General features: G+C 58.6%; 8 protein-coding genes and 3 pseudogenes. 6 read left to right on the top strand and 5 right to left on the bottom strand.

Annotated features, from left to right (window positions below; genetic code table 11):
- Positions 1 to 56: 56 nt before the first annotated feature.
- Both prfH and AU509_RS11855 read right to left on the bottom strand, forming a co-directional pair.
- Positions 57 to 674 (bottom strand): peptide chain release factor H, encoded by a 618-nt coding sequence (gene prfH / locus AU509_RS11860; RefSeq protein WP_094118419.1) that lies wholly within the window; start codon positions 672 to 674, stop codon positions 57 to 59.
- Positions 671 to 1,791: pseudogene (locus tag AU509_RS11855) on the bottom strand (RNA ligase RtcB family protein). The gene prfH and the pseudogene AU509_RS11855 overlap by 4 nt, the downstream one beginning before the upstream one ends.
- Positions 1,792 to 1,958: 167 nt before the next feature.
- On the opposite strand from AU509_RS11855, the gene bsmA reads away from it, so the two are divergent.
- Positions 1,959 to 2,501 (top strand): biofilm peroxide resistance protein BsmA, encoded by a 543-nt coding sequence (gene bsmA / locus AU509_RS11850; protein WP_244200989.1) that lies wholly within the window; start codon positions 1,959 to 1,961, stop codon positions 2,499 to 2,501.
- Between the two features lie 23 nt (positions 2,502 to 2,524).
- Positions 2,525 to 2,806, top strand: coding sequence for a hypothetical protein (locus AU509_RS11845; RefSeq protein WP_085651124.1), 282 nt, complete (start codon positions 2,525 to 2,527; stop codon positions 2,804 to 2,806).
- A 48-nt stretch (positions 2,807 to 2,854) separates the two neighbouring features.
- Here AU509_RS11845 and rlmB read toward each other — a convergent pair whose 3' ends face one another.
- The 3 genes from rlmB to nsrR all read right to left on the bottom strand — a co-directional run bounded on the left by rlmB (position 2,855) and on the right by nsrR (position 6,637).
- A complete protein-coding gene (gene rlmB, locus AU509_RS11840; protein ID WP_085651123.1) occupies positions 2,855 to 3,586 on the bottom strand; it encodes a 23S rRNA (guanosine(2251)-2'-O)-methyltransferase RlmB in 732 nt (243 codons plus the stop codon).
- Positions 3,587 to 3,723: 137 nt separating this feature from the next.
- Positions 3,724 to 6,168: a ribonuclease R gene (gene rnr, locus AU509_RS11835; protein WP_094118417.1), complete on the bottom strand. Its 2,445-nt coding sequence runs from the start codon at positions 6,166 to 6,168 to the stop codon at positions 3,724 to 3,726.
- 43 nt (positions 6,169 to 6,211) lie between these two features.
- On the bottom strand, positions 6,212 to 6,637 hold the full coding sequence (gene nsrR / locus AU509_RS11830) for a nitric oxide-sensing transcriptional repressor NsrR (RefSeq protein ID WP_100053524.1): 426 nt from the start codon (positions 6,635 to 6,637) through the stop codon (positions 6,212 to 6,214).
- 482 nt (positions 6,638 to 7,119) lie between these two features.
- On the opposite strand from nsrR, the gene AU509_RS11825 reads away from it, so the two are divergent.
- The 4 genes and pseudogenes from AU509_RS11825 (at position 7,120) to codA (ending at position 11,695) form a co-directional block, all read left to right on the top strand.
- The gene (locus tag AU509_RS11825) at positions 7,120 to 8,700 is read left to right on the top strand and encodes a methyl-accepting chemotaxis protein (RefSeq protein ID WP_094118415.1); all 1,581 of its coding nucleotides are present in this window, start codon (positions 7,120 to 7,122) and stop codon (positions 8,698 to 8,700) included.
- A 292-nt stretch (positions 8,701 to 8,992) separates the two neighbouring features.
- Positions 8,993 to 9,148: pseudogene (locus AU509_RS17840) on the top strand (cytosine permease); the annotation flags it as partial.
- Positions 9,149 to 9,228: 80 nt separating this feature from the next.
- Positions 9,229 to 10,464 (top strand): PucR family transcriptional regulator, encoded by a 1,236-nt coding sequence (locus AU509_RS11815; protein WP_094118413.1) that lies wholly within the window; start codon positions 9,229 to 9,231, stop codon positions 10,462 to 10,464.
- Positions 10,461 to 11,695, top strand: a pseudogene (gene codA, locus AU509_RS11810) (cytosine deaminase). Before AU509_RS11815 ends, codA begins: the two are co-directional and overlap by 4 nt.
- Positions 11,696 to 11,746: the final 51 nt, after the last annotated feature.

Raw genomic sequence — 11,746 nt, 5'->3', positions numbered from 1 at the left:
AAGAAATCCCCCCAACCATAGATAAAAAACGACAAAGCGTGACGGCTGGCGGATGGCTAACCACAGGGTTCGAAGCGCTCGCCTTTGAACACCCGCACCGGATTGCCACGTTCAACCTGTTGGTGACAACGATGTCGCTGCTCCCGCAAGGCCGCCGTCCGCTGCTGGTGCTGCTGCCGTAAGCGCCACTCAATCAAATGGAGCGCGAGACGGCGATTGGCATGCTGGCTACGCTCACTTTGCACCCGTACGCTGATGCCGCTGGCGACATGCGTCGCGCGGACGGCGGACTCCGTCTTATTGACGTGCTGGCCACCGGGACCGGAAGAGCGCAGCGTCTCGATACGGATCTCTCCGTCAGTGAACGTTTGCTGTGGGGTGAAACGCTGCACGCCGATAAACCAGTTCTTACGCCCGGGACCTTTACGCCAGGGACTGGGACAAACCCACTGCAACGTCCCGCACCATGCGTCCGCCAGCGCTTCCTCGGCGTCGCCCTGCAGTAGAACCAACGCGGATCTCAGCGTTCCCGGCCGGTCCCCGGATTCGCTTTCGACCATCTCCAGCGTGACGGACAACGCGTGCGCTTCGCGCGTCAGCGTGTGTAATGCCTTGGCGGTCGCCAACATGCACTCATCAGGCCCTTGCGCGGCGGAGAGTTGCAGAAAAATCATGCGGCACCTCCCCGCGTTTTATACGTTAACAACGGCTTCAAACGCGCGATTGGCGTGATCAGTCCCGCCCCTTCCAGAGACGCGATCACCGTATCAATCGACTTGTACGCCTGAGGCGCCTCCTGAAACATCAGCTGTTTATCCTGACAGATGACGCGACTCCCCAGCGCGGTACGCGCCAGATCCTGCATGCTGTAGCGCTGCTCAAGGCGCGCCTTGCATTCGGTACGCATCCATTTGCGGCCTGCGCCGTGCGCCAATGAGTACAGACTGACTGCATCGGGCCGCGGCTGTACCAGATAGCTGTAATCGCCGCGAGAGCCGGGGATGACGACCGGACCGGCATCGGACGGCGTGGCGCCCTTGCGGTGCAGCCACCCGGCCTCGCCGTCGATGGTGGTCGACGTCACCAGATTGTGAGCCACATCCAGCAGGCTTCGCCGTCCGTGTGCCACCGCTGCAACATACGCAGGGCAATGCACTGCCGATTAACCTCGGCAAAGCGCAGCGCCTGTTGATGCTGCCGCCAGTAATCATCAGCGTCGGGCGTCCCCTCCCGCAAACCTTGATGCCCGTGCTTTCGGACGTGCTGCTCCAAAATGGCCTGACCTAGCCCTCGCGACCCGCTATGCACAAGCAGCAAGAGTCGCCGGGCGTCCGGCATCATTTCTTCAAAGAGTGACGGCTGGTAGACCTGATCCACCTGTTGCAGCTCGGCAAAATGATTACCGCCGCCAAGGGTGCCGAGAGAAAACCGGTGCGGCAGCATATCGTCGTCGAGGTCCGGCACGTCGTCCAACGGACCATCGATATTGCCCAATCTTTTCTCCAGCTTATCCAGAGAAATTTTGCCGGCAGATAAGCCGGTGCGCCATAACGCCATGCCACAGCCGATATCGTTACCGACCAGCGCAGGGTAAAAACGGCGGAGAGAGAAAAAAGCGGCCCCAATGGGATAGCCGCGCCCCGGATGCAGGTCCGGCATGCCGGACACCCGCGCCATATCCGGCAGACCGGCTGTAGCGGTCAATTGCTGAATGGCGGTATCATCAATCCAGGTGTTTTGCGACGCGATCACATTCACGCACGCAGAAATAGAGCGAATTGTATTGCCCATAGATCAATCCTAATGATCAATTGAAAAAGATTTCGTGGGCAGGCAGAAGCCGGAACAAGACGCAAAGAAACAGAAAACTGCGGTGATTAATCCTGACATTGCCTGCAAAGGGTTGAATGTGAATAAGTCATACTGAACCTCCTTTGCAATGCGATAGGTGAGTGGAAATGGAAACAGCAGAATATTACGACTGCGATAAGGCAATTGGCAAGCAAAAAACGACAGCCATTAGTCAATCCACCAGCGAAAAGTGCCACACAAAAGGCGAAAAACCAGCAGAGTCATCCACGCACCAGCAGGCAGCGAAGATGCTGTTGACGGAGCCTCAGCCTTTTCAGCGAAAATGTTCAGCGATTTTCTTTTTGGCGCGCAGCGCATTACAACGGACACGTCAGCGACTGGCGATATTTTCATGTTCTCTGCTACTCTCCGCCTGCGGCTTGAACACGCCAGAACCCGCGCCGCCGCCCGGTCAACAGGCGATTGAAATCACACGGCAGCAAAGCTTTTCACTGGATAGAATCGACACGCTTTCTGTTATCGTGCGGGGGAGTCCCGATGACGCGGACCGAGAAGTGAGGCGCCAGGCTAATCAGCGCGGCGCGCAGTATTACCGGATTGTCAGCCGGATGGAGAGCGAAGCGCTCAACCCCGGCGTCTGGAGAGCCTTTGCCGTGCTATACAGGCAGCCGGCGGTCCAGAAACCCTGAAACCACCCGATTGAGAGGATGTAATGAAGAAAATATTGGCCATCGCCGTTCTGCTGTTCAGTGCGGGTTCCGCCACGGCAGCCACCGCGCCCTGCCGCAGCCTGGAATGGAATTTATGGGTAGAGTCCGAACTGAATATCCTCGGCCAATCGCAAATCAGCGTGCAGATTGGTTCGACGACCTGGCAACAGGCCGTAGAGAGTAAGCTGGCGGCGAAATCCTGGCCGAACAAAACCTCTGTACTGTGGTGTAACGCGGTAGAACAGCGCATCGCGGCCAAAGCCTCGTCGACCGCCGCCAAATAAGCGAATCATCCAGCGGGAGCCAGCTTGCTCCCGCCATCACACCCCGTCTTAGCTGCGCTGGCGCACCGCTTCGAACAGGCATACGCCGGTGGCGACCGACACGTTCAGCGAAGAGACGCTGCCCGCCATCGGAATGCTGATCAGCTCATCGCAATGCTCGCGCGTCAATCGACGCATTCCTTCACCTTCCGCCCCCATTACCAGCGCCATTGGGCCGGTCAGCTTGCTTTGATACAGCGTATGGTCAGCCTCGCCCGCCGTTCCCACAATCCACACGTTGTGCTCTTGCAGCAAACGCAGCGTACGCGCCAGATTGGTCACGCGAATCAGCGGCACGCTTTCCGCTGCGCCGCAGGCGACTTTCTTCGCCGTGGCGTTCAGCTGTGCGGAACGGTCGCGCGGAACAATCACCGCGTTCACGCCCGCGGCATCTGCGCTACGCAGGCAAGCGCCCAGATTATGGGGGTCGGTCACGCCGTCCAGCACCAGCAGGAACGGTGCTTCGTGGGCAGCCAGCAGCTCAGGCAGATCGTTTTCCTGAAACTGTCGCCCCGGCTTAACGTTGGCGATGATCCCCTGATGTACGGCACCCTCGACTTTGCTGTCGAGCCACTGGCGGTTGGCGACCTGCACGGCGATGCCGTTGGATTCCAGCTCGGCGACAACCGGCTGCAGACGACGGTCTTCCCGACCTTTCAGAATGAAGACTTCGAGAAAACGCTGTGGGTCGCGCTCCAACAGGGCTTTAACCGCGTGGATACCGTAAATAATTTCGCTCATTGATACTCTTTTGACAGATATAACGGGCGGTAAACCGCCCGCGATGTTGATAATGGAGACGCTTCGCTGCGCCTGACGACACGCCCATCAGCCAAGTTTCCCCTCGCCGACGCTGCGCTGATCGCCAGGCGTCAGACCTATTCCGCGGCGGGCTTTTTGCCTGCGCGTTTGGCCTTGGTGGCGGCGGCGATCTTACGCGTTTTCTGCACGTTCTTTTTGGCTCTGGACGGCGCTTTTTTCCCGCCGTCAGCTTTCTTGACGCCGTCGTTATCGTTGCGGAACGCGCTGTCCGGCTCAAAGTTGACGTGCTTGTTGGCAGGCTTACGACGACGAGGGGATTTATTGTCTTTCCCGTCGCCCTGCTTCATCCGGTCACGCGCCGTTTTTCCTTCACCGCGCACTTTGCGCGTGGAAGAGACCAGTGCGAAGTCGATATTGCGCTCGTCCATATGCACCGCTTCGACGCGGATTTCGACTACGTCGCCCAAGCGGTAAACCTGACCGCGTGATTCGCCAATCAGACGCTGGCCGATATTATCATAGCGATAGTAGTCGTTATCCAGCGACGAAACGTGCACCAGCCCATCGATAAACAGGTCGTTGAGACGGACGAAGAAGCCGAACCCGGTAACGCTGGAGATCACGCCGGTGAAGACTTCGCCCACATGATCCTGCATGAAGTCGCATTTCAGCCAGTCGGCCACGTCACGCGTCGCTTCATCCGCACGGCGTTCCGTCATGGAACAGTGCTGACCCAGTTGCAGGCATTCCGCCATATCGCTATGCCAGCCGCCGGTCGCGGTGGAACGCGCTTTACGGTCGCTCAACAGATATTTGATCGCCCGGTGCAACGAGAGATCGGGATAGCGGCGGATCGGCGAGGTGAAGTGCGCATAAGAAGTCAGCGCCAGCCCGAAGTGGCCGCGGTTTTCCGGATCGTAAACCGCCTGCTTCATCGAACGCAGCAGCATGGTCTGCAACATGTCGCGGTCCGGACGGTCGGCCAGCTGCGTCATCAGCTCCGCATAGTCCTGAGGCTGTGGCTTCATACCGCCTTTCAGCGTCAGGCCCAGCTCGCCCAGCACGCTGCGCAGCGCCAGAACGTGGTCTTCGGTAGGACGATCGTGGACGCGGAACAGCGCAGGCTCTTCGTGTTTCTCAACGAACTTGGCCGCCGCGATATTCGCCAGGATCATGCACTCTTCAATCAGCTTGTGCGCATCGTTACGCACCACGGCTTCCACGCGATCGATACGGCGATCGGCGTTGAAGATAAACTTCGCCTCTTCCGTTTCAAACGCGATGCCGCCTCGTTGTTCACGGGCTTTATCCAGCACTTTGTACATCTCGTGCAACTCTTCCAGCGCGCCGACCAGCGGCTGGTAATGCGCGCGCAGCGCTTTGTCGCCCTGCAGAATGTTCCACACCTTGGTATAGGTGAGACGCGCGTGAGAGCTCATCACCGCTTCGTAGAATTTGTAGGAAGAGAGACGTCCCTGCGCGGAGATGGTCATCTCGCACACCATGCACAGACGATCCACCTGCGGGTTCAGGGAGCACAGGCCGTTGGAAAGCGCTTCCGGCAGCATCGGCACAACCTGAGACGGGAAGTAAACCGACGTGCCGCGGGCGCGCGCTTCGGTATCAAGCGGCGTCTCCGGGCGTACATAGTAGCTTACGTCCGCAATCGCCACCCAAAGACGCCAGCCGCCGCCGCGTTTCTTCTGGCAGAAAACGGCATCATCGAAGTCACGGGCGTCTTCGCCATCAATGGTGACTAACGGCAGCTGACGCAAATCGATGCGACCCTGTTTGGCGCTCTCAGGCACTTCGCTGCTGTATTCGCCGACCTGTTCTTCCACTTCGGGCGGCCAGGCGTGCGGAATATCATGGGTGCGCAGCGCGATATCCACCGCCAGCCCGGTCCCCATGTTGTCGCCCAGCACTTCCACAATCTTACCGATCGCCTTGGAGCGACGCGTGGCGCGCTGCGTCAGCTCGACCACCACGACCGATCCCATACGGGCGGTGGATACCGCCTCAGGCGGGATCAGGATATCGAAGCTCAGACGACTGTCGTCCGGCACCACGAAGCCCGTACCGGCTTCGGTAAAGTAACGGCCGACGATCTGGCTAGTCCGCGGCTCAAGAACGCGGACGATACGTCCTTCTCTGCGGCCTTTACGATCTTCGCCGAGGGGCTGGGCCAGTACGACGTCGCCGTGTATCGTTGTTTTCATCTGTTCGGCAGACAGGTACAGGTCGTCCTTGCGACCCTCGACGCGCAGGAAACCGAAGCCGTCGCGATGGCCCATGACCGTACCGCGAAGCAAATCCAGTTTTTCAGGCAGGGCGTAGCATTTACGGCGGGTGAAGACCAGCTGGCCGTCACGCTCCATCGCTCTCAGGCGGCGACGCAGCGCTTCTTGTTGTTCGTCAGACGTCAGTTCCAGATCTTTGGCCAGTTCTTCACGACTGATAGGGGTATCTCGCTTGGCGAGGTGCGCCAGAATGTATTCTCGGCTAGGAATCGGTGATTCGTACTTTTCTGCTTCTCGTTCGAGAAATGGGTCTTGTGACATTAAGTTTCCTCCGTTGTCATCGGCAGGTGGCTGAACGGATTGCTTATTCAACCAGAAGTAATTGGTATAGCGGCGGATTTTCTTTCACCATATCAGCCAGCGTGTAACTGTCCAGCTCCTGCAGGAAACTCTGCACTGCCTGATGAAGGGCCTGCTTGAGACGGCAGGCGGAAGTTATGTGACACGCATCGCGATCGCAGTTGACCAAGGTCAGCGGCTCCAGTTCTCGCAATACGTCGCTGAGGCGGATGGTAGCCGGGTCCCGGCCCAGTCGGATGCCGCCATTTTTTCCACGGACCGCGTTAATCAGCCCGGCGCGGCTCAGTTGATTGATAATTTTGACCATATGATTGCGTGAGAGGCCGTAAACGTCGGTCACCTCGGTAATACTGGTCATTTTTCCTTCCGGCAACGACGCCAGATAGATCAGCGCTCGCAGGCCATAATCCGTAAAACGTGTTAACTGCACATTCACCTCTGGGGACATTTTCGGGTGTCGCTGAGGAAGCCGCCCCGTGCTTTCAGGTTCCCCGCCGTGCTACGCAACCACACAATCGTAAACGGCATCTCACACTACATGCTCATTTTTTATCAGCAGATAATAAACCAGCGGCAAACATCAGGCCAATTATTTAACGTTTAACGACAATTTCACTTCATTTTGCCCTCTTTTGGCTCCGCCATAAGATAAGGGAATCCTGTTTCCTGCCCTCATCGCTCTTCTGATATGTTCTGATTCCACTCTTCTTGTGGCCTTATCCCATGAGTACACCTCGTTCGAACACGAACAGTGCGCACCCACCTGAGCGTACAGAGGGTACGTCAGGGTACCGAGCACTGCCCAGATTCAACAGGGTCAGTCAGGGACAGATTCTTATTTATAGCAGGCAACGTCCGGCGGCGTTGCAGTGATGCCGCCCGTGATTTTTCTACACACAGGGAATCGACATCATGCGTTTGAAGAACCTCTCCATTCGTACCGGTCTTTTATCGTTGTTAACGCTTATCACCCTGCTGCTGCTTATCGTCAGCGGTATGGGCATTCACGCCATTAATCAAAGCCGACAATCGCTCGGCGCGCTAAATCACATTCAGGGCCTACAGCTAGGCGGCCTGATGAGCGGCTATAACCTCACGCTGCAGGCGAGAGCCTCGGCCACGCTGGCCGTCCGGAAAATCGAGATGGGGCTGCTCGATATCGGCGCGCAGGAAACCGAACGCCTGACCCGCGAGGTCCAAAGCGCCACAAACGTTATCCAGCAGTTTTCCCAGACCGACAATGCGGCGGAGGAAGGACTCACGCTGGCGAAGAACGTCGCGACATCCTATCAACGCTATCTGGAACAGGGCCTCAACCCGATGGTGGAATCGCTGCAAAAACAGTATACGGACGAGTACTACACGCTGTTGGAAAGCAATCTGACGCCGCTGTCGATGGCGTTCGACAGCGCGATTCAAGCGTTTCGAACCTATGCGCAGCAGCAGGCGGTTGACCGTATTCAGGACGCCGAACATAACGAACGCGTCATGCTGTTGCTGATTAGCGTAGCGGGCCTGCTATCGCTGCTGCTGGTGTTTCTTGGATGGATGGCGCTGCGGCATATGCTGCTTAAGCCGCTCGACCGGGCGGTTGACCAGTTGGAACAGGTGGCGGCGGGCGATCTGACGCAGCGGATTCCGGCGGGCGGCGATAATGAGCTGGGCCGACTGAGCGACGCCATTGAGCGCATGCAGCTCGCGCTGCTGGCGTCGGTCGAACAAGTGCGAGACGCCAGTACTCACATTGACCGCGGCAGCCATGAACTCACGTCCGGCAACCGCCACCTCGAAGAGCGTACCGAAGCCTCAGTGGCCGCACTCGAGCAGACCGCAGCCAGCCTGGAACAGCTCAGCGCGACGGTCAAACACAACGCCGACAACGCCACGCTGGCGCATCAGTTAACCGATAAAGTCTCGGACACCACCGACCGGGGCAACGAATCGGTGTGCTACGTCATTGAGAAAATGCAGGAAATCGCCAACAGCGCCAAACGCATCAGCGACATCCTCGGCGTCATCGACGGCATTGCATTTCAGACCAACATTCTGGCGCTGAACGCGGCGGTGGAAGCGGCTCGCGCCGGAGAACAGGGCAAAGGGTTCGCGGTAGTGGCGAGCGAGGTCCGAAATCTGGCCCAGCACAGCGGACAGGCCGCCAAGGAAATTCGAACGCTGATCATGGATTCGCAAACCCACGTGACCGAGGGGCTGACGCTGGCCTCACAGGCGGGCGAGACCATGGACGAGGTATCCGGCGAGATCAACCGCATCACCAGCCTGATGAAGGAAATCTCCTATGCGTCTCAAGAGCAGCACCACGGCATCGAGCAGGTGAATATCGCCTTTACTCAGATAGACAAGGTCGCTCAGCAGAACGCCGCGCTGGTGAAAGCTTCCGCCACGACGACCGAATCGCTGGAAGCGCAATCCCGCCACTTGGTGGACGCGATGGCGATGTTCCGCATCGGCGATAAGCTCCCGCTACTGCCCTGATCCCCGACCGTCGTCGCCGTATTCGCGGCGGCGACCTTTTATCGCCCCGCCCTCACTCATTCCATCGCAACGCCCCTCGAGTCCTCACGACACGCCTGTCGATATCAGTGCAACTATCGGGCAAAACGCACAATCATAGAGCGGTTACGGGAAATAAAGACGCAAAAACCGGGCAAACTGCACAATACTTGACGTATCCACCGCCTACTTTCTCCGAATCAAAAAACGGGCACGTTAATTGCTCTGTTAACTCAGGTATTCCCCTTCCCTACGTTAAACAGAGGCCACCGCCATGTCAGAACGGAATGAGTTTCCCTTGAGTGAAACACCCAAAAATCAGCGCAAAGGGTTGCTCTCGATCTCAATGGTATTGTTCAGCTGTACGTTTTTTACGGCAACGATGTTCGCGGGCGGCAAGCTGGGCGTCGCCTTTCCGCTGGTCGGCATCGCGGCCTCCGCCAGCCTGTACATGCTCTTCACGCTGTTGAGCGGACGCCGCGCGCCCCTGACGCAACGCGAGGAGCTGCCATGAGTTTGACCATCAGTGAAATTCTGTCGCTGCCGGGGCTGGAGCCATTGCAGCTACGCGGCGGCGCGCACAATATTCATCGCGCGGTGCGCTGGTACTACGTGGCGGAAAATGAAGGGATCGCCGAGTGGATCATGGGGGGAGAGCTGGTCTTCGTCACCGGGATCAACCACCCGCGCAACGAAGAAAACCTGTTGCAGCTACTGCGTGAAGGACACCAGCACGGTATCGCGGGCATGGTGATCCTCACCGGAGAAGCGTTTATTCATGCGATCCCCGACGCCGTTATCGCGCTCGCGGACACGCTGGGCATTCCATTGATAGAGCAGCCCTATTCGCTGAAGATGGTGATCGTCACCCAGTGGGTCGGCACCGCGCTGGTCCAGCGAGAAGCGACGCTGCGATCTCAAAGAGACATTTTGATCCAGCTGCTGACCGGCGAGTATCCGAGCCTGGCGATCGCCAGCCAGCGCGCCAGTCATCTCCACCTCGCGCTGGAGCAGCCGCGTCGGATCGCCGCGCTGCGGCTGAGCGGCACTCAAGCGTTGTTCAATGCGTGCGATCCCGTGGCGGCCGAAACGCAGTTGCAGTCGGCCCGCCAGCAGATCCAACAGCAGCTGGAGGCGGATCTGGCCAGCCACGACCACGGACTGCCGCTGATCGTCCTGGGTGAACTGTTTATTCTGCTGCTGTCCGATGACGATCAGTCATTCCGGCGCAGCAAACAGCGGCTGCAACACCTTCAGCAAACGATCGACGCTCAGATCCGTCCCCTGCGCCTGTTCAGCGGCATCTCATCTCCGGTGATCTCGGCGGCGCACTACCGGCAGGGACTGATCGAAGCGCGGCGCGCGCTGGATGTCACGGAGAGCATGCAGCCGGACAAGGGCCAGTGCGACTATAGTGAGCTGGGCGTGCTTAAACTGCTGACCGCCGTCAAAGAGCCCGAGCTGGTCACGCAGTTCATGAAGGAAACGCTGGGGATGCTATTCGAGCCGCACCGCAAACATCCGCATCAGCTGGTGGAGACGCTCGACGCCGTGCTACAGGAAAACGGCAATCTGATCAAAGCCGCCGAGCGGCTGCATATCCATCGCAACACGCTGCACCAGCGTTTGCAGCGCATCGAACAACAGTCGGGGAACGCGTTGAGCGATCCCCAGTTTCGCTTGAATGCGTCGGTCGCTTTGCTGGTCTGGCGTATGTCCAATGCACAACAACAGGAGTTGTTATGAAGATTATCAATGCCGCCCTTCGCCATCAGCCGGGCCTCTACACGCTGAGCTTTCACGACGGCCTGATCGCCGCTATCGAGCCGCAAAGCGGTCCGCTGACGGCGGCGCCCAAGGACATCGATGCGGGCGAGCGTCTGGTGATCCCGCCGCTGGTCGAGCCGCACATTCACCTCGATGCGACGCTGACCGCCGGCGAACCGGAGTGGAACATGAGCGGTACGCTGTTTGAAGGCATTGAGCGCTGGAGCCAGCGCAAAGCCACCATCACCCACGAAGACACCAAGTGCCGGGCGCACAGCACCATCGGCCTGCTGCGGGATCACGGCATCCAGCATGTTCGCACCCACATCGACGTGACCGACCCTACGTTGGGCGCTTTGAAGACCATGCTGGAAGTCAAAGAGGAAGCGCGCGATCTGATCGATTTGCAGATCGTCGCGTTTCCGCAGGAAGGAATCGAGTCGTTCCCCGATGGCCTCAAACTGATGGAACAGGCGATCGACCTGGGCGCCGACGTCGTAGGCGGGATCCCGCACTTCGAAAACACCCGCGAACAGGGCGTAAGCTCAGTGAAGTTTCTGATGGATCTGGCGGAGCGTCGCGGATGTCTGGTGGATGTTCACTGCGATGAGACCGACGATCCTCAGTCACGCTTTCTGGAAGTGCTGGCCGAAGAAGCGCGCGTGCGCGGTATGGGCGATCGCGTCACCGCCAGCCATACGGTGGCGATGGCTCCTACGATAACGCCTACTGCTCCAAGCTGTTTCGCCTGCTCAAACGTTCCGGCATCAGCTTTGTCTCCTGCCCGACGGAAAGCATTCACCTGCAAGGCCGCTTCGACACCTTCCCAAAACGGCGCGGCATCACCCGCGTCGCCGAACTGGACCGCGCAGGGATGAACGTCTGTTTCGGGCAGGACTCCATCAAAGACCCGTGGTATCCGCTGGGCAACGGCAATTTGCTGCGAGTGCTGGATGCCGGTCTGCATATCTGTCACATGATGGGCTACAAAGATCTACAGCGCTGCCTGGACTTCGTGACCGATAACAGCGCTAAAGCGATGCATCTGGGAGAAAATTACGGTCTGGTCGTCGGCCGACCCGCCAATCTGCTGATTCTGGATGCGGAAAATGATTACGAGGCCGTGCGTCGTCAGGCCAAAGCGCTGGTGTCCATACGCCACGGTAAGGTGATCATGCGTCGTACGCCCGAGCGCATCGACTACGCTTAATCCCGCGTTCCGGGCGGGCTGGCCCCGTCCGGAAAGGCGAGCGATTTTCGG

The sequence above is a fragment of the Lonsdalea britannica genome (genome assembly GCF_002111595.1).
In the GTDB taxonomy this organism is placed as follows: Bacteria; Pseudomonadota; Gammaproteobacteria; order Enterobacterales; family Enterobacteriaceae; genus Lonsdalea; species Lonsdalea britannica.
The sequence above is the reverse complement of the archived record's forward strand: the minus strand, read 5'-3'. Positions and strand labels throughout refer to the sequence as shown.